The sequence below is a fragment of the Pseudomonas sp. F9001 genome (genome assembly GCF_013385435.1).
In the GTDB taxonomy this organism is placed as follows: Bacteria; Pseudomonadota; Gammaproteobacteria; order Pseudomonadales; family Pseudomonadaceae; genus Aquipseudomonas.
The window spans coordinates 1-17867 of sequence record NZ_JACAPX010000054.1; the positions used below are offsets into that span (position 1 = coordinate 1).

General features: G+C 61.9%; 15 protein-coding genes. 1 reads left to right on the forward strand and 14 read right to left on the reverse strand.

Features of this window, described 5'->3' with window-relative positions; genetic code table 11:
• Positions 1-63: 63 nt before the first annotated feature.
• The 9 genes from HX818_RS29810 to HX818_RS29850 all read right to left on the reverse strand — a co-directional run bounded on the left by HX818_RS29810 (position 64) and on the right by HX818_RS29850 (position 10726).
• Complete coding sequence (locus HX818_RS29810; protein WP_008432141.1) at positions 64-828, reverse strand: ABC transporter ATP-binding protein; 765 nt, start codon at positions 826-828, stop codon at positions 64-66.
• A 13-nt stretch (positions 829-841) separates the two neighbouring features.
• Positions 842-1960, reverse strand: a complete 1119-nt coding sequence (locus tag HX818_RS29815) for a succinylglutamate desuccinylase/aspartoacylase family protein (RefSeq protein ID WP_177021278.1) — start codon at positions 1958-1960, stop codon at positions 842-844.
• 9 nt (positions 1961-1969) lie between these two features.
• Complete coding sequence (locus tag HX818_RS29820) at positions 1970-2680, reverse strand: ABC transporter permease (RefSeq protein WP_003209532.1); 711 nt, start codon at positions 2678-2680, stop codon at positions 1970-1972.
• Positions 2677-3405: an ABC transporter permease gene (locus HX818_RS29825; protein ID WP_134325837.1), complete on the reverse strand. Its 729-nt coding sequence runs from the start codon at positions 3403-3405 to the stop codon at positions 2677-2679. Before HX818_RS29825 ends, HX818_RS29820 begins: the two co-directional genes overlap by 4 nt.
• A gap of 57 nt (positions 3406-3462) precedes the next feature.
• The gene (locus HX818_RS29830) at positions 3463-4242 is read right to left on the reverse strand and encodes a transporter substrate-binding domain-containing protein (RefSeq protein ID WP_003213667.1); all 780 of its coding nucleotides are present in this window, start codon (positions 4240-4242) and stop codon (positions 3463-3465) included.
• A gap of 329 nt (positions 4243-4571) precedes the next feature.
• Positions 4572-6206, reverse strand: a complete 1635-nt coding sequence (locus HX818_RS29835) for an ATP-dependent DNA ligase (RefSeq protein ID WP_177021279.1) — start codon at positions 6204-6206, stop codon at positions 4572-4574.
• A complete protein-coding gene (locus tag HX818_RS29840) occupies positions 6203-7207 on the reverse strand; it encodes a ligase-associated DNA damage response exonuclease (RefSeq protein ID WP_003213671.1) in 1005 nt (334 codons plus the stop codon). The genes HX818_RS29835 and HX818_RS29840 overlap by 4 nt, the downstream gene beginning before the upstream one ends.
• Positions 7208-7406: 199 nt before the next feature.
• Complete coding sequence (locus HX818_RS29845; protein WP_177021280.1) at positions 7407-9848, reverse strand: penicillin acylase family protein; 2442 nt, start codon at positions 9846-9848, stop codon at positions 7407-7409.
• 233 nt (positions 9849-10081) lie between these two features.
• Positions 10082-10726: a glutathione binding-like protein gene (locus HX818_RS29850; protein ID WP_003213676.1), complete on the reverse strand. Its 645-nt coding sequence runs from the start codon at positions 10724-10726 to the stop codon at positions 10082-10084.
• 96 nt (positions 10727-10822) lie between these two features.
• Between HX818_RS29850 and HX818_RS29855 the strand changes: the two genes are divergently transcribed.
• Positions 10823-11374 carry a cysteine hydrolase family protein gene (locus HX818_RS29855; protein ID WP_177021281.1) on the forward strand — a complete coding sequence of 184 codons (552 nt, stop codon included), beginning with the start codon at positions 10823-10825 and terminating at the stop codon, positions 11372-11374.
• Between the two features lie 158 nt (positions 11375-11532).
• Here HX818_RS29855 and HX818_RS29860 read toward each other — a convergent pair whose 3' ends face one another.
• The 5 genes from HX818_RS29860 to HX818_RS29880 form a co-directional block, all read right to left on the reverse strand.
• Positions 11533-12321: an ABC transporter ATP-binding protein gene (locus tag HX818_RS29860; RefSeq protein ID WP_177021282.1), complete on the reverse strand. Its 789-nt coding sequence runs from the start codon at positions 12319-12321 to the stop codon at positions 11533-11535.
• Complete coding sequence (locus tag HX818_RS29865; protein ID WP_134325843.1) at positions 12318-13376, reverse strand: iron ABC transporter permease; 1059 nt, start codon at positions 13374-13376, stop codon at positions 12318-12320. The genes HX818_RS29860 and HX818_RS29865 overlap by 4 nt, the downstream gene beginning before the upstream one ends.
• A gap of 161 nt (positions 13377-13537) precedes the next feature.
• Positions 13538-14653 (reverse strand): ABC transporter substrate-binding protein, encoded by a 1116-nt coding sequence (locus HX818_RS29870; RefSeq protein ID WP_177021283.1) that lies wholly within the window; start codon positions 14651-14653, stop codon positions 13538-13540.
• 28 nt (positions 14654-14681) lie between these two features.
• Positions 14682-15362, reverse strand: a complete 681-nt coding sequence (locus tag HX818_RS29875; RefSeq protein WP_003213688.1) for a Fe2+-dependent dioxygenase — start codon at positions 15360-15362, stop codon at positions 14682-14684.
• A 3-nt stretch (positions 15363-15365) separates the two neighbouring features.
• Positions 15366-17747 (reverse strand): TonB-dependent siderophore receptor, encoded by a 2382-nt coding sequence (locus tag HX818_RS29880; RefSeq protein WP_177021284.1) that lies wholly within the window; start codon positions 17745-17747, stop codon positions 15366-15368.
• Positions 17748-17867: the final 120 nt, after the last annotated feature.

The following is a 17867-nucleotide window of genomic DNA, read 5'->3' on the forward strand; positions in this document are numbered from 1 at the left end:
TGTAAGAGCGGAACCATAAGTGGCCGTTACCTAAATAACGGATATACACCCAACCCCTGCGGGCTACTTCAAATTCCCACTCAAAAACTGCTGCAACCGCTCGCTCTTCGGATTACCCAGCACATCCTCCGGCGCACCCTGTTCCTCCACCAACCCCTTGTGCAAAAACAGCACCTGGCTCGACACCTTGCGCGCAAAGCTCATCTCATGGGTCACCATGATCATCGTCCGGCCTTCCTCAGCCAAACCCTGGATCACCTTCAACACCTCACCCACCAACTCCGGGTCCAGCGCCGAAGTCGGCTCGTCAAACAGCATCACCTCCGGCTCCATCGCCAGCGCCCGGGCAATCGCCACCCGCTGTTGCTGGCCACCCGACAAAAACGCCGGATATTGACCGGCCACCCGCGCCGGCAACCCCACCTTGTCCAGATACCGGCGAGCGCGATCCTCGGCGTCCTTCTTGCTGCAACCCAGCACCCGGCGCGGCGCCATGGTGATGTTCTCCAGCACACTCATGTGGCTCCACAGATTGAAATGCTGAAACACCATCGCCAACCGCGTACGCAGGCGCTGCAACTCAGCATCATCCGCCACGCGCATCCCATGGCGGTCACTGACCATGCGAATCTGCTGCCCATCCAGCGTCATGGCGCCGTCATTCGGTTGTTCAAGAAAGTTGATACACCGCAAAAAGGTACTCTTGCCCGAGCCACTGGCGCCGATCAAGCTGATCACATCACCGGTCCTGGCCTTGAGCGAGACACCTTTGAGCACCTCATTGTCGCCATAGCTTTTATGCAGGCCTTCAACGGTCAATTTGTACATGGGGCGTGCATCCTCAAGGCGAAAGTAGGTAGCCGCTGCGATAGGCTTCAGTGCCGGCGACATGGGCAATGACCATCCCGGCAGTGGCCATGCGCCGCAGCGAACGAGCGTAAAGCAGCCCGGCATTGCGGCAATGCACTGGCGTTACGCGGTCGGAAATGGGGTCGATGATTTCGGCGATCAGTTGCCCGGCGTCCACGTATTCCCCAGGCAGCGCGCTGAATACCAGCAAGCCGCCCACGGGTGTGGCCACCGGCTCGACGCCCGCCAGCGGTGTGGCGGGGTAGGGCAATTCCGGCAGCGATGCCGGCTCGCCGCTGATTGCGCCGAAGTGAATCAGGTAATCGATGATCGCCTGGCAGTCGAGGCTGGCCAGGCCGTGGTTGACGTCGCCCTGGCCGCGCAACTCGACGGTCACCGAAAAGCTGCCCATCGGGATCGGGAAGTGCTCGCCAAACCGTTGCTGCAATTGCCACCACACCAGCGTGAAGCATTCATCGAATGACTGCCCGCCGGAGTCGGTGGCCAACAGGCTGGCTTCCGAACCGATATAGCGCGCCAGCGGCTCCACCCGGGGCCACGCTTCGGGGGTGGTGTACAGGTGCGCCACGGCTTCGAAGTCGCAGTGCAGGTCCAGCACCATGTCGGCATCACACGCCAGGCGTTGCAGCACCAGGCGTTGGGATTCCAGTTGTGTGACGGGCGTTTGCGCCGCCAGGGCCATGGTCAGCGCATCGCGGATCAGTTCGACGTTGTGCGCAGGATCATCTCCCAGCAGGCCGTCGACTTGATTGCCAACCTCGTCGGACAGGTCGACAAACAGGCGGTTGAAGTTCTGCCCGCTTTCCAGCTCGTAGCGGCCCAGGGGGATGTCCATCAACACCTGTTCCAGGCCGGTCGGGTTGGCGATCGGCACCAGCACGATCTCGCTGCGCAGGCGGCCGGCCGCAGCCAGCTCCGCCAGGCGCGCCTTCAAGTGCCAGGCCACCAGCATGCCCGGCAATTCGTCGGCGTGCAGCGACGACTGGATGTAGACCTTGCCTTCGGCCTGCTCCGGCCCGAAGTGGAAACTGTGAATTTGTCGCTCCGTGCCCGGCACCGGCGCCACAAGTGGATGAATCTGATGACGCATGAAGGCTCCTTAGTGGCTGGGGCCGAGAAAGGCCAGCCAGCGACGCTCCGCCAGACGAAACAGACCGACCAGGGCAAAGGTCACGGTCAGGTAGATCAGCGCAGCGATACCGAATGATTGAAAGGTCATGTAGGTGGCCGAGTTGGCGTCCCGGGCGACTTTCAGGATATCCGGGATGGTCGCGGTGAAGGCCACCGTCGTCGAATGCAGCATCAGGATCACTTCATTACTGTAGTACGGCAGCGAGCGGCGCAGGGCCGACGGCATGATCACGTAGGCATACAGCTTCCAGCCGCTGAGGCCGTAGGCTTTCGCCGCTTCGACTTCGCCGTGGGCCATGCTGCGGATCGCCCCGGCAAAAATCTCCGTGGTGTAGGCGCAGGTGTTGAGGGCGAAGGCGAGGATGGTGCAGTTCATCGCATCGCGAAAGAACGCATCCAGCACCGGCTGCGCGCGAACCGCCGCGATGCTGTAGATCCCGGTGTAGCAAATCAGCAGCTGGATATACAGCGGCGTGCCGCGAAACAGGTAGGTGTAGAACTGCACCGGCCAGCGCACCCAGCGATTGCGCGACACCCGCGCAATGGACAGCGGGATCGATACCAGGAAGCCGATGAAGATCGACGCGCTGAGCAGCCACATCGTCATGGCCAGCCCGGTGATGTGCTGGCCGTCGCTATAAAGGAAGGGGCGCCAGTATTGCTGGATAAGTTCGATCATCGCACTGCCTCCCGGGAGCCTGCGGAGTAGCGCCGTTCGAGGCGGCGCAGGACGAAGTTGGACGCGCTGGTGATCAACAGGTAGATAAACGCGGCGATCACCAGGAAATAGAACAGCTGATAAGTACTCTTGCCGGCATCCTGCGCGGCCTTGACCAGGTCGGCCAGGCCGATGATCGACACCAGGGCGGTGGCCTTGAGCATCACGCACCAGTTGTTGTTAATGCCCGGCAGGGCGAAGCGCATCATCTGCGGGAAGGTCACGAAGCGAAACCGCTGGCCACGCGTGAGCCCGTAGGCCGTGGCGGCCTCCAACTGGCCACGGGGCACGGCGAGGATCGCGCCGCGAAAGGTCTCGGTGAAATACGCACCGTAGATAAAGCCCAGGGTGATCACCCCGGCGCTGAATGGGTCGATCTCGATGTAGTCCCATTCCATAAAGTCGGTAAAGCTGGTCAGCCAGATTTGCAGGCTGTAGAAAATCAGCAGCATCAGCACCAGGTCGGGCACGCCGCGAATCAGGGTGGTGTAGATCTGCGCGGGAATCCGCAGGAACGGCAGGCTGGACAGTTTGGCAGTAGCCCCGAGCAGGCCCAGCAACACGCTGACGGCCAGGGAGAACACCGACAACTTGACGGTCATCCAGGTGCCTTGCAGCAACAGCGGGCCGAAACCCTTCAAGCTGAAGGCACTGAGCCCCAGGGTTTGCAAAAGATCTTCGAACATAAATCAGGACCTATGGCGATAAAAAAGCGCCCCTCCAGAGGAAGGGCGCCCCAGGCATTATTTGCCGCTGTACAGGTTCAGATCGCCAAAGTGTTTCTTCTGGATGGTGGCGTAGGTGCCATCATCGTGTAACGCTTTGATACCTTTATCCAACAAGGCCTTGAGGTCTTTGTTACCTTTTTTGATACCGACCGCAGTTTTGGACGGCAGCAGTGGATCGTCGATGGCCTTGCTGACTTCGTAGTCAGCACCGGCTGGCGACTTCAAAAAGCCCAGTTCGGCTTGCAGCATGTCCTGCACGGAAGCGTCCAGGCGGCCGGAGGTCAGGTCGGCGTACACCTGGTCCTGGTTGGCGTAGGCCTTGGTGGTGACACCGGCCTTGTCCAGTACGGCCTTGGCGTAGGCTTCCTGGATGGTGCCTTGCTCGTAGCCAACGCTTTTGCCCTTGAGGGACTCAGGCGTGGAGTAGTTCGCGCCCTTTTTGAACACCAGGGAAGTCGGGCCGGAGAACAGCTCGTTGGAGAAGTCGATCGCCTTTTCACGGGCTTCGGTCACGGTCATCGAGGAAATCACGCCGTCAAACTTGTTGGCGTTGAGGCCTGGAATCATGCCGTCGAAATCACTTTCGACCCACTTGCACTTGACCTTCAGCTCGGCACAGATGGCATTGCCCAGGTCGATATCGAAGCCCACCAGGCTGCCGTCAGCGGCTTTAGACTCAAACGGCGCGTAGGACGGATCGACACCAAAACGCAATTCCTTGTATTCCTTGGCCAGCGCGGAACCGGCGGCCATGCACAGAGCCAGTGCAGAAAGGGTCAGCAATGCTTTTTTCATTATGTAATCCCTGGAAACCAAGATAAGCGCTTGTGGCGCGGTTAGGACTGTTACTGAACGGTGTCAGACCGGACTCAAGTAGCAATTTCTGCACCATAGTTCCGAATGGTCGTTTTAAAAGGTGAGATTAAGGAGTTGTGCCAGTAGGAAATGCCCGAAAATGGGCATTGATCAATCTATGCATTATTTTGGGGCGTGTGAGGTTTTCAAATGTGGGAGCGGGCTTGCTCGCGAATGCGGTGGATCAGTCGGTACATGTATTGACTGACACACCGCATTCGCGAGCAAGCCCGCTCCCACATTGATCGGTGGCGTTCGTGAGAGGCGTGTCAGGCCAGTAAATCCCGCAGGGTCGCCAGGTTGTCGGCTTCCTCGACGGCCTTGTCCTGGCGCCAGCGCAACATCCTCGGGAAACGCACCGCAATTCCGCTCTTGTGCCGCTTGGACAGGGCAATCCCTTCAAAACCCAGTTCAAACACCATGCTCGGCGTGACGCTGCTCACCGGGCCGAATTTCTCCACGGTGGTCTTGCGCACGATGGCGTCGACCTTGCGCATTTCCTCATCGGTCAGCCCCGAATACGCCTTGGCGAACGGCACCAACGTACGCTCAGTACCGGGCGGGCCGTCCCACACCGCAAAGGTATAGTCGCTGTACAGGCTGGCGCGCCGGCCATGGCCGCGCTGGGCGTAGATCAACACCGCATCGACGCTGAACGGGTCGACTTTCCACTTCCACCACACGCCCATGTCCTTGGTCCGGCCCACGCCGTAGAGCCCGTCCCGGGCCTTGAGCATCATGCCTTCCACGCCCAGGCTGCGGGACGCCTCACGCTGCTCTGCCAAGTCTTGCCAGCTATCGCCGATCAGCACTGGCGACGTGCGCAACGTTGGCTGGTCGCAGTCGCTGACCACCAGCTCCAGTTGCGCCCGGCGTTCGGCCTGGGTGTGGTTGCGCCAGTCTTCGCCGTGGTGTTCCAGCAGGTCATAAGCCAGCACGGCGACCGGCGCGTCTTCGAGGATTTTCTTGCCCAGGGTCTTGCGGCCAATGCGCTGTTGCAGCAGGGCGAAGGGTTGCACCGAGTCCTTCCACACCACGATTTCGCCGTCGATCACCGTGCCATCGGGCAGGCTGTTTTCCAGGTCATGAAGCTCCGGAAAGCGCTCGGTGACCAGTTCTTCGCCCCGAGACCAGACCCACAAGCGGCCTTCGCGCTTGACCAGTTGTGCGCGGATACCGTCCCACTTCCATTCCACTTGCCAGTCAGCAGGGGAGCCGAGCAAGGCATCGAACTGTTCCACCGGCTGGGCCAGGCCATGGGCCAGGAAAAACGGATAAGGCTGCCCGCCACGCTGGGCGTGTTCGTCGGACGATTCGGCGGCAATCAGCTTCAAATAGCCTTCGGCCGTCGGACGGTTCGACAGGTCGGTGTAGCCCACCAGCCGCTGGGCCACGCGTTTGCTGTCCAGCCCGGCCATGGCGGCCAGGGCGCGGGTGACCAGCAACTTCGACACACCGACCCGGAAGCTGCCGGTGATCAGCTTGATGCAGAGCATCAGGCTCGGCTGATCCAGCTGTGCCCACAACGCGGGCAGGCGTTCTGCCAGTTCTTCTGGCGGCAGGCCACGCAAGGGCAGGAGTTTTTCTTCCAGCCACACGGCCAGACCATCGTCCGAGGTGTGGGGCGATTCCGGTAACAGCAGGGAAATGGTTTCCGCCAGGTCCCCTACCGACTGATAACTCTCTTCGAACAGCCACGGCTCAATGCTCGCGGCTTCGGTGGCCATGTCCCGCAGCAACCGGGTGGGCACCAGTTGTCGGGGCCGGCCGCCGGATAAAAAGTACACCGCCCACGCAGCATCTTCCGCGGGCGCCTGTAGGAAATAAGCCTGCAAGGCGGCGAGCTTGGCGTTGCTGGAGGTGGTGGCGTCGAGGTTGGCGTACAGCTCGGCGAAGGCTTTCATGACGTGGCCTCCTCTTCGTCATCGCCGTATTCGGTGGTGAATCCCTGGGCATCCAGGCCCTTTTCCCGCAGGTGCCTGACCAATACGCCCACAGAACCGTGGGTGACCATTACCCGCTCGGCACCGGTTTGCTCAATGGCCCATAACAGTCCGGGCCAATCGGCGTGGTCCGAGAGCACAAAGCCGCGATCCACCCCGCGCCGCCGCCGGGTGCCGCGCAGGCGCATCCAGCCGCTGGCGAAGGCGTCGCTGTAGTCGCCGAAGCGGCGCATCCAGGTGCTGCCACCGGCGGAGGGCGGGGCGATGATCAGGGCCTGGCGCAACAAAGGGTCGGTCTTTTTGAAGTCGCCGGCGTAGAGGGTTTCAGGGATATAGATGCCAGCTTCGCGGTACACCCGGTTCAAGGGTTCGACCGCGCCATGGCTGAGGATCGGGCCGATGCTGGCGTCGATGCCGTGGAGAATCCGCTGGGCTTTGCCGAAGGAATAACAGAACAACACGCTGGCCTTGCCGGCGGCGATATTGGCCTGCCACCAGTCGTTGATCCCGGCAAAAATCTGCGCCTGGGGCTGCCAGCGGTAGATCGGCAGGCCGAAGGTCGATTCGGTGATAAACGTATGGCAGCGCACCGGTTCGAACGGCGCGCAGGTGCCGTCGGGCTCGACTTTATAGTCGCCGGAGGCGACCCAGACTTCACCCTGGTATTCCAGGCGCACCTGGGCGGAGCCGAGGACATGGCCGGCGGGGTGGAAACTCAAGGTGACGCCGTGGTGGCGCAGGCTTTCGCCGTAGGCCAGGGTTTGCAGGTTGATGTCCTGGCCGAGGCGCGAGCGCAGGATACCTTCGCCGGGGGCGGCGGCCAGGTAGTGTTGGTTGCCGGTGCGGGCGTGGTCGCCGTGGGCGTGGGTGATGACCGAACGTTCCACCGGGCGCCAGGGGTCGATGTAGAAATCCCCGGCGGGGCAGTAGAGGCCTTCGGGCCGGGCGATAACAAGGTCCATGGGCGTGCCGTGGAGGTGGGCTTGTTAATTATGAGGCGAGGGCGGGTGGAGAAGTTCTATCGGAATGCATGCGATCAAATGTGGGAGCTGGCTTGCTCGCGAATGCGGTGTGTCAGTCAATAGATCTGGTGACTGATCCGCCGCTTTCGCGAGCAAGCCCGCTCCCACATTTTGATCCGGTTGAGTCTGGGAAACCGGGTTACTTGCCTGGTACCAGCGTCAACCGCGTCTTCCCATACACCCCGTCAAAGTTCTGCGGCTGCATCGGGAAGCTCAGGTATTGCGCCTTCAGCCACGGGTCGATGCCATTGGCATAGTTCGGGCTGGCCGGGTTGCCGGATTGGCCGATGCCGCTTTGGCCCATCATCGGTTCCGCCAGGCCGAAGTCGACAATCATCCGCAGCGCCGGCACCTGGGTCGTGTCGAAACTCTGGCCCCAGCTATACGGTGCACTGTTCAGGGTGTTGTGATCGCCGCCCGCGGCCAGTGGGCCGCGAATGGCCTGGCCGCTGGTGTTCTTCCAGGTGTAGCTGTGCAGTTTGCCCCACTGCCAGGCCTTGTGATCGGCGCCCAGCGCGCTGTCGCCTGCGGTGATCGCGGCGGCCAGGCTGCGGGCGAGGATCGCCGGCTTGTCGGTTTTCTGCCCGGTGCGGGCGTCATTCCAGAACGGGCTGTCTTCGCGCCCCAGCAGGTGGTCGGCCACCGCCGAGTACGACAGGTTGGCGTTACCGATAAAGGCTTTCCAGGTGGCGCTGTTTTCCGGACCGAGTTCGTCGAGGAAAATCTGCTTGGCGCTTTCCTGCAGGAACAACTCATAAATCGCCGCGTCGGCGGAGGTGGATGCCAGCCGACCGTCGAAGGCCATCAGGCGGCCCAGTGCTTCCCGCGCCTTGGCCTGGTCTGCCACCGGCAATCCATCGATCGCCTGTTTCAGCGGCTGGGCCATGCCCGGCGCCTGGAACATGCTCTTGAGCTTGGCGGCAAACGTGGTGGTCTGGTCGTACTGCATGGCAATCATGCTGCGGCTGTCATGCTTGCCGCTGCCGGCCAGTTGCGCGATACGTTCGGCGCGTTCCGGCGCGGCCCACGAGTTGGACAGTTGCATGCCGTAGCCACGGGGAATGGTGCGCTGGTTGGCCGTGCCGATCCAACCCTGGGCCGGGTCCTGATCGTAGGGGTGCAGCATCGCGTCGGCGTAGCCATCCCAGTCGAAACGCCCGTCCCAGCCCGGCGATGGCACCAGGCCTTCGCCTTCACGGCGGTTGGGGAACCGCCCGGTCACTTGCCAGCCAATGCTGCTGGCGTCGGCGAAGACCATGTTCAAGGCAATTGCGCGAATTTCCCGGGTGGCGTCAGACGCTTTACCGGCGGTTTGCGCACGGGACAGGTCGAAGAACGCGTCCAGGCTCTTGTCGTCCTTGAAATCGGCGGTTTGCAACGCCAGGCCGTAGCCGCTGGTCAGCGACTGGGCACTGTTGAGCAGCGGCCCGTGGCGGGTTTCGTACACCGTTTCGCGAATCGGCCGCTGGCCCTTGGCGAAGTAGGTTTCGTTGCGCACGATGGCGGGCAGCCATTTGCCGTTGTTCTCGTAGTACAGCGCGTTGCCCTGGCGCTTGACCTTCTCCAGGAATACGTCCTGGGTGTCACCCGAGACCTGGCTCATGCTCCAGGCCACCTTGCCGTTGAAGCCGGAAAGCAGGGTTGGCAAACCGGCGATGGACACACCGGCGGCCTGGTATTTCGGCGAGCGGATCTGCACGTAGTTCCACAGCGACGGGGCCTGCATCGAGGTCGACAGGTCATTGGCCAGCAGGCTCTTGTTGCTGCGGCTGCGCTGCGGGCCGATCGCCCAGTTGCTGGAGCTGGACGTGCCCAGGGTGTTGAGGGTGCCGAGGTGCTCGCTGAGGCTGGTCAGCGCAGCGAGGCCCGGGATCTGGCCCAGGTTGATGCCCTTGAGCTTGTCGGACTCGGCCACTGGCAGCGGTTCATCCGGGTAGCTCGGGGTCAGCCAGGCGAGTTTGTCGGCACCGACTTTTTGCGCGAGCACCAATGACGACAGCTCTTCCTGCAAGTTGGTCGACTCGCTGAAATTCAGCAGGCAGAACAGCAGCGCCGAATCTTCCGGCTTCCAGTATTCAGGCTTGTAGCCAGTCTGGGCCAGATCTGGCGGCAGCTTGTCGCGGTAGCGGAACAGGTAGGCGTTGACCCCGCGTGCGTACACTTCAAAGAAGCGCTTGAGGCGCGGCGACGAGGCGTTATACAGCTCGCCGGCGCTTTTGCGCAGGTTGACCGCCCGCATGAAACGGTCGACATCCAGCACATCCGGCCCGGACATTTCCGCCAGGCGGCCCTGGGCCAGCAGGCGCAGGGTGACCATCTGGGTGATGCGGTCGCTGGCGTGCACGTAGCCCAGGGTGAACAGCGCATCGTGGAAGGTGCTGCTTTCAATCAGCGGGATGCCCTGGCTGTTGCGGCGCACCGAAACGTTCTGCGCCAGGCCCTTGATCGGCTGTACGCCGGAAACCGGAGGCAGGGTGTCTTGGGTGCTCTGTAACTGGCAACCGGCCAGGCCCAAGGCACTGGCAATTGCCGCGGCAACGCCGAACCGGGGAAGAAAATGTGAGAGGGCTGGCGAGGCCATGGCAAAGCTCCTGCGGGGGGTAGCGTCAGTAAAAGCGCTACGTTAGTGAGCGCGGCGAAACGACGCAAGCGGGAGGCGATGCTTATTTCAGGATTTGCGTAAGGTTTCCAGTCGGGCACAAATCAGTGTGGGAGCGGGCTTGCTCGCGAATGCGGTGTATCAGCTAAAAGAGTTGTGGCTGATCCACGGCATTCGCGAGCAAGCCCGCTCCCACATTTTGATCCCGTTGACCTTCAGGATTTTGGCGGATTGACCTTCTGCACCAGCTCATAGGCACGCACCGTCGCCGGGCGTTGCTTGATGTGGTTGAACCAGCGTTCTACATGTGGAAAGTCTTCCAGCTTCTGGCTCTGCCACTTGTGTGAAACGATCCACGGGTAGATCGCCATGTCGGCAATGCTGTATTCCTCGCCGGCCACGAACGTGCGGTCGGCCAGGCGCCGGTCCAGCACGCCATACAGGCGGGCGGTCTCATCCACATAGCGTTTGATCGCGTAGGGAATCTTTTCCGGGGCGAACTGGCTGAAGTGGTGATTCTGGCCGGCCATCGGCCCCAGGCCACCCATTTGCCAGAACAGCCATTGCAGCGCTTCCTGACGACCACGCAGGTCCTGGGGAATGAACTTGCCGGTTTTTTCCGCGAGGTACAGCAGGATCGCACCGGATTCGAACAGGGAAATCGGCGCGCCGCCGTCGGTCGGGTTCTGATCGACGATGGCCGGGATGCGGTTATTGGGTGCGATCTTCAGGAAGTCGGGCTTGAACTGATCGCCCTGGCCGATGTTGATCGGGTGTACCTCGTAAGGCAGGCCGGCTTCTTCCAGGAACAACGACACTTTGTGACCGTTGGGGGTGGTCCAGTAATACAGGTCGATCATGAAGCTCTCCAAGGGTGGTGATGCTTGAGCGAATGCCTGTAGGTATAGGTGATGTTAGGGTGACGAAAATTCAATGAAACATTTGGGTCTATCGATATGGAAATTCGTGCGGGCGCAGCGTTGATTCTGATTGACCAGCAAAAAGGCATTCATCATCCCAGGCTGGGACGGCGCAATAATCCGCACGCCGAGGCGCGCATGCTGGCGTTGCTGGCGCATTGGCGGCGCGAAGGCTGGCCGGTGATTCATGTGCAGCATCTTTCCCATTCGCCGGAATCGGTGTTCTGGCCGCAGCAGTCGGGGGTGGAGTTTCAGGATGCATTTATTCCGCAGGCGGGTGAGCAGTTGATCCAGAAACGGGTGCCGGACGCATTTTGTGGGACGGGGCTGGAAGCGAGGTTGCATGAGGCCGGGCTTCGGCAAGTGGTGCTGGTGGGCGTGGCCACCCATAACTCGGTGGAGGCCACGGCCCGCAGTGCCGGCAACCTGGGGTTTGAGACGTGGGTTATCGAAGATGCCTGCTACACCTTCGACAAGGCGGACTTTTTCGGGCAGATGCATTCGGCGCAGGCGGTACATGCCATGTCGTTGGGTAACCTGCACGGCGAGTACGCCACAGTGATTTCCTCCAAACAGTTGCTGGAGTGACCGTTGTGGCGAGGGAGCTTGCTCCCGCTGGACCAGGCTGGAGCTCCAGTGCGAAGCGCTCCCGAGTGCCTCACCTCAGTCCGCCTGAAGACGCGCGTGCACAGATTTTGGGGCTGCTACGCAGCCCAACGGGAGCAAGCTCCCTCGCCACAGAGGATCTAAGCCACCGCGCCGTCCACCAACACCTGCAACGTTTGTTGTGAGCATCGCTCGATGCGTACCCGCACACCATAGACTTCGGCAAACAGCGCCGTATCCAGCACGTCATACGCCGCGCCACTGGCGTACAGCCTGCCCTGGCGCAGCACCGCGATATGGTCGGCATAGCGCGCCGCGAGGTTGATGTCGTGCAGCACCACCACGGCGATCAGGTTGTGTTCCCGCACCAGGTCGCGCACGCAATCCATGACCTTCAACTGGTAGTTCAAGTCCAGCGCACTGGTGGGTTCATCCAGCAGCATCACCTGTGGCCGGCGCGCAATCAGTTGCGCCAGGCTGACCAGTTGCCGCTGGCCGCCGGATAACGTGCTCAATAGCTGATCCGCCAGATGAGCGATGCCAATCCTTTGCAACGCATCAAAGGCCTCGCGCATGCACGCGTCGCTTGAAAGCGCAATGCCCTCGACGTTCGCCACCCGCAGCGCCGCGATCACGCTTTCCATCACACTCAGGCTCAAGCCCGGCGGAAGGTTTTGCGGCATATAGGTCACACGCCGGGCGCGGTCACCGACGGACATTTTCGTCAGGTCCAGGTCACCCAATCTGACAACGCCCTGCATCTTTTCCAGCCCCGCCACCGCCCGCAGCAACGTCGACTTGCCCGCACCGTTCGGCCCGATCAACGCGGTCAGGCTGCCGTGGGCCAGGGTTGGCAAACTCAGGTCATGCACAATCTGGCGCCGGCCATAGCTGACCTGGGCGTTCTGAATCGACAGCCCGCTGCTCATAACTGCCTCCCGCGCTTGAACACCAGCAACACGAAAATCGGCACGCCCACCAGCGCGGTGACGATACCCACGGGTACGATCACCCCGGGCATGATCAGCTTGCTGGCGATGGATGACAGCGACAACAGTAACGCGCCGACAAGCGCGCTGGCCGGCAGCAGGAAGCGCTGGTCTTCACCCACCAGAATCCGCGCGATGTGCGGACCCACCAGGCCGATAAATCCGATGGTTCCCACAAACGCCACGGCGGTGGCCGACAGCAGGCTGATACGCAACAACGAGAAAAACCGCAGGCGCTTCACATCGACACCGAAGCTTTGCGCGCGGTCTTCGCCCATGCGCAACAGGGTCAGGCGTGGCGCGGCCGCGAAGGAAAAGGGCATGACCACGGCGACCACCAACGCGAGGATGCCGAGCTTGTCCCAGTTGGCCCGGGTCACGCTGCCCAGGGTCCAGAACACCAGTTGTTGCAGCACATCTTCGGTGGCGACCAGTTGCAACAGGGCGACCACCGCGTTGCAACTGAACACCAGGGCAATCCCGAACAGCACCAGGCTTTCCACCCCGGCACCGCGCAGCCGCGACATGGCTTGCAGCAAAAAGACCGAGGCGGCGGCAAACACAAAGGCTGAAATGGAAATCGCCGTATTGGCCGACACCCACAGCGTCGTCACCGGAAACACAATCACCAGGGACGCGCCCAACGCCGCCGCCGAGGAAACCCCCAGGGTGAATGGACTGGCGAGCGGGTTGTTAAGGATCGCCTGCATCTCGGCGCCCGCCAGCGACAGCGCGCAACCGACCAACACCGCCATCAAGGCGTAGGGCAGGCGCACGTTCCAGATGATCACCTGGTCGGTGGCGCTCAGGTGGGCCGGGTGCAGCAAGCCATCGAGCAGGGCGCCAAGGCCCATGCCCGACGGGCCGCTGGCCAGGTCCACGAGGATCGCGCACATCAGCGCGCCACCCAGCAGGGCCAGCAGCCAGCAACGACGCGCGAGCAGGCGGCGATAGCCTTGGCTGGCGGTGGCGAGGTCGAGGGTTTGAGTGGTCATTGGATTCGCAGCCTTGAAAACGACGAAAATCCCTGCCGGTACACGGTCAGTGTGGGAGCTGGCTTGCCTGCGATGGCGATGGTGAATCCAACACCGCTATCGCAGGCAAGCCAGCTCCCACAGGAACCGTGTACAGGCAGGGAATGGGTTGTGAGCCTTAGTTACTTGGCCTTGCCATCAATCCAGTAAGCACCCTGCAGCGGCATGCCGAGGAACTGTTGGTTCATCGCTTCCATGGTCGCCTTGGGATCCAGCTTGGCGAACAATTCCGGATGCACCCACTTGGCCAGCGCTTCAATCGCCAGCAGGTTGTACGGCGAGTTGTAGAAGTCATGCCACAGACCGTGGGAATTGCCCTCACGAATCGCCCGAAGGTTCACAAACTCAGGGCGGGCCAGCACGGTATCAAACGCGGCACGCGCGTCTTCGTTGCTCACGCCAGCACCCAGAATCAACCCGGGCTTGTGATTGCCGGTGGCCACATACACATCCGGGTCAGCTTTCAGCGCGTACTCGACACTGATATCTCCCAGCGCCCCCGGCACCACGTCGGCGGCGATGTTGCGCCCGCCCACCAGCTTGATCACTTCACCCATGCCGCTCTTGCCAGTGGTGTGCCCCGGTGCCTGCCAGGCGCCGGCCAGCAATTCCAGGAACACGCTCGGGCGCGGCCCGGCCGGCAAGGTGGCGACGGCGTCGGTGATCACCTTGATGTGCTGGTCATAAAAGTCGAGGAACGCCTTGGCCTGGGTTTCCCGGCCCAGGGCCTGGCCCAGGGCGGTCATGCTGGCGTGGGTGCCTTGCACCGGGTTGATGCGGAAGTCGACGAACAACACTGCAATGCCCGCCTTGGCCAACACGTCCGCCACCGGGCTGTGTTCAGTCGGGCCATGGCCGGAAATGCTGAACACCGCCAGGTCCGGTTTCAGCGAAAGAATTTCCTCGGCGCTGACGCTTTGCTCCGACGCCTGGCCAATCAGCGGAATGTCTTTTACCGTCGGAAATTTCGCCACGTAGGCGTTATAGGTGTGGGCGTCCAACAGTTTCAAGTCATTCTGCCAGCCGACAATCCGTTGGAATGGCGCGTCCTTGTCCAGCAAGGCAAAGGCCGAAATCAGCCGGCCTTCGCCGAGCACCACGCGCTGCACGTGGTCTGGCACCTCGACCTTGCGGCCCAGCACGTCGGTGACTTCATGGGCGGCGGCGGTTTCGGCGTGGCCGAGGATCAGCACGGCAAACAGCGCGCCCAGCTTGAGGAAGTTGCGGGGTTTCAGCATGGCGAGAACTCCAGGTGAAGGCGGCGCATCAGACATCGCTCCAGCGCCGCAAAAGGTTGTGATAGGCGCCGCTCAGTTGCAGCAGCGCGTGGTCGTCGGCGTGTTGCGCGGTGAGGCGTTGAATCGCCACGTCCATGTCCAGCAGCAGTTGGCGCTGGCTGTCTTCGCGCACCAGGCTTTCGACCCAGAAGAAACTGGCGATGCGCTCGCCGCGAGTGACCGGGTTGATCTTGTGCAAACTGCTGCCGGGATAAATCAGCAGGTGCCCTGCGGGCAGCTTCACCGCGTGCTCGCCGAAGGTGTCGCGGATCACCAGTTCGCCGCCGTCGTAGCTGGCCGGATCAGCCAGGAACAAGGTGGCGGAGATGTCGGTGCGCACCCGTTCGCGCACACCCTTGAGGCCGCGAATCGCATTGTCGATATGCCAGTCGAAGGCTTCGCCGCCGCTGTAGCGGTTGAACAGCGGCGGGTAGATTTTCTTCGGCAGGGCGGCGGACATGAACAGCGCGTTGTCCGACAGCCGCGACAGAATCTGCTCACCCAGGCGAATCGCTACCGGCGCGTCTTCCGACAGCTGCCGGTTGTTTTTCGCCATGGCCGAGCGTTGCCCGGCAGTGACCTTGCCGTCGACCCACGGTTGATCGAGCAGGGTGGCGACGGCCACCGCGACTTCTTCGGCACTCAACAGGCCGGGGATTTCGATCAGCACGGCTTAAAACTCATAGTCGACACTGGCGGTGAGCGTGCGCCCGGCGCCCGGAATGCCGTAGAGCTGGAAGCCGTCCAGGGACGCGCCGATCTGGCTGTAGTAGAACTTGTTAAACACGTTGTTCAGGTTGAGGTTGACCGTGGTTTGCCTGGTCACTTTGTATTGCGCAGCCACGTTGTTGAGCCAGTAGCCGGGGGCCTTTTCGTGGTCACGGGTGTAGATCGCGTACACGCCGGACGGGCCGGTGGCGTAGCTGCTGTTGTTGTTCAGGCCGCCGACGTATTTGTTGTCGCTGTAGCGGCGGCGTCCTACGTATTGCGCGCCGTAACTCAGGCTCAGGTCGTCGGTGACGGCGTAGGTGGTCCACAGGTTGGCGGTCAGGTCGGGAACGTTCTTGGCTTCCTCGCCTTTGTTGGCCCCTTTGGTCTGGGTGCTTTTCAGCGCGGAGAACCCGCTGTACACCGTCCAGCGCGGGCTGATATTGCCTTGCAGGCCCAGTTCCACACCGTCTACGCGCTTGGCGGGGAGGGCGCGTACCGGAGCGCTTTCGCCGTCCTGGTATTCCCAGGAGTTGTCCAGTTCTGTGCGGAAGATCGCGGCGGTGACGTTCAGCAGGTCGTGGGCAATGTCCCACTTGGTGCCGATCTCGTAGGTCTTCGACTTGGCCGGGGTGTAGTTGCTGGTGCTCGCGGCGCCGTAGATCTGGTTGTTGGTCGACGCGCCCAGGGCTGACGGTTGTGCCGCTTCGCTGTAGGACACGTAGATGCTGCCGTTAGGCAACGGCTTGTACACCGCGCCGACCCGGCCGCTCACGGCACCGTCGGTGCTGTCGATGGACGCTTGGCCACGCTGGGTGGTTTTGGCCTGCCAGTTGTCGTAGCGCAGGGAGCCGAGCACTTGCCACTGTTCATTCAGGGTGATGGTGTCACCCAGGTAGATGCCGGCGTTGTCGATCACTGAGCGTGGCTGGCCTTCACCCTTGGTCACTTCGCTGCTGGCGAAGCTGTGGTTCGGGTCGTTCATGTCGAAGAACAGGTCGCCGGCTGGCACTTCGGCGTTGCGTTTCAGGCCGCCGTAGGTCTCGTGATAGAACTCGAGCCCGCTGACCACCGCGTGTTCCAGCCCGCCGGTATTGAGCTTGAAGGCGAAGTCGGTCTGGTTGTCGAGGATGGTATAGCGCGTCGACTGGCCGAAGTCGCTCCCTCGCAAAATACCGTAGGCGGTGTTACCGCTGTTGGCGTATCCCGGGTAGGCATTTACCGTGCTGCCGGGCACTTGGCTGATCGGTCCTACGCCGGTGTAGCCCAAGGTCGCACAGCGCGTGCCGGTGCAGGTTTTTTGGCCATTGCCGTTGGCGGCGAAGAAGCGCGCGGGCGAGAGCACCGCGAAGTTGTCGGTACGCTCCCACTTGGTCTGGTTCTTCAGGGTCGCTTCGTTCCAGTCGAAATCATGCTCGAAGCGGGTGGTCAGCGAAGTGGTTTTGGTCTGCTGGGTGTACAGGTGCGAGTCGCCATACCAGTTGGAGCGCTTGACTCCCGGCATGCGGTCGCCGTCGGTGCCGCGCTGGATCGGCACACCGCCGTCCGGCGTGTTGTCGTCCTTCTGGTAGAAGGTGTCGATAAACAGGCGGGTGTCGGTGCCCAGGCCGAAGCCGAGGGAGGTCGCGATGCCCCAGCGGTCGTAGTCCACGTCGTCACGCTCGGCCACCTGGTTGTAGTGCTTCATCAGGTTGATGCGCAGGGCGGTGGTGTCATTCAGTTGTTGGTTGAAATCGCCGGTGAGGCGGCGGTAGCTGTCGGTGCCGATGCCGGCCGAGAGTTTGTTGGCATCCCCCAGATGCGCCTCTTTACTCACCAGGTTGACGCTGCCGCCTACCGCGGAAACGCCGGATTCGATCGAGCCGGTGCCCTTGAACACTTCTGCCTGTTGCAGGTTGAAGGTGTCGGTGCGGGTCGATTGGCCGGCATCGCGCACACCGTCGACGGTCAGGCTCTGCTCCGAGGAAAACCCGCGAATCGAAAACAGGTCGCCCCAGCCCAGGTTGCCTTCGCCGGACATGAAGGTGATGCCCGGCACGTTGCGCAACACTTCCTGCAAGGTCTGCGCGTTTTGCTCCTTGAGCACTTGCTGCGGGACGATGGTTACGCTTTGCGGGGCATCAAGCAGCGGCTGGCTGATTTTTGCCGAGGTCACCCGGTCGACTTTAAAGGTGGAAGTGGCTTCACCGTCGATCTTGATTTCCGGCAGGCTCAGCACTGAATCATTCGACGCCGCCACCGGCGCATCGGCCCAGGCGGTGGGAGAAACGCTGCCGGCGGCAAGCAGGCCGAACATCGGCGCAAGGGTAGATTGCAGCGACAGGGCGCGAGGGGTAGGCAATGGCATTCGGAGTGACCTAGGCTAAATTACAATTAATCTCATTTAGATTCGGTAGTCTAAAGACCGATACCGGCCGCCATGCCGTGGCTTTGTAATGTGGATGCGTGATTACCGCTTCCCACAACA

Coding starts and splice junctions, on each gene's coding strand:
- HX818_RS29840 (WP_003213671.1), bottom strand. CDS start 7,207: ATGGACCTTGTTATCGCCCGGCCCGAAGGCCTCTACTGCCCCGCCGGG.
- HX818_RS29870 (WP_177021283.1), bottom strand. CDS start 14,653: ATGCTGAAACCCCGCAACTTCCTCAAGCTGGGCGCGCTGTTTGCCGTG.
- HX818_RS29820 (WP_003209532.1), bottom strand. CDS start 2,680: ATGATCGAACTTATCCAGCAATACTGGCGCCCCTTCCTTTATAGCGAC.
- HX818_RS29830 (WP_003213667.1), bottom strand. CDS start 4,242: ATGAAAAAAGCATTGCTGACCCTTTCTGCACTGGCTCTGTGCATGGCC.
- HX818_RS29860 (WP_177021282.1), bottom strand. CDS start 12,321: ATGAGCAGCGGGCTGTCGATTCAGAACGCCCAGGTCAGCTATGGCCGG.
- HX818_RS29855 (WP_177021281.1), top strand. CDS start 10,823: ATGGAAATTCGTGCGGGCGCAGCGTTGATTCTGATTGACCAGCAAAAA.
- HX818_RS29815 (WP_177021278.1), bottom strand. CDS start 1,960: ATGCGTCATCAGATTCATCCACTTGTGGCGCCGGTGCCGGGCACGGAG.
- HX818_RS29810 (WP_008432141.1), bottom strand. CDS start 828: ATGTACAAATTGACCGTTGAAGGCCTGCATAAAAGCTATGGCGACAAT.
- HX818_RS29835 (WP_177021279.1), bottom strand. CDS start 6,206: ATGAAAGCCTTCGCCGAGCTGTACGCCAACCTCGACGCCACCACCTCC.
- HX818_RS29850 (WP_003213676.1), bottom strand. CDS start 10,726: ATGATCGACCTGTATTACTGGACCACCCCCAACGGTCACAAAGTGTCG.
- HX818_RS29865 (WP_134325843.1), bottom strand. CDS start 13,376: ATGACCACTCAAACCCTCGACCTCGCCACCGCCAGCCAAGGCTATCGC.
- HX818_RS29845 (WP_177021280.1), bottom strand. CDS start 9,848: ATGGCCTCGCCAGCCCTCTCACATTTTCTTCCCCGGTTCGGCGTTGCC.
- HX818_RS29825 (WP_134325837.1), bottom strand. CDS start 3,405: ATGTTCGAAGATCTTTTGCAAACCCTGGGGCTCAGTGCCTTCAGCTTG.
- HX818_RS29880 (WP_177021284.1), bottom strand. CDS start 17,747: ATGCCATTGCCTACCCCTCGCGCCCTGTCGCTGCAATCTACCCTTGCG.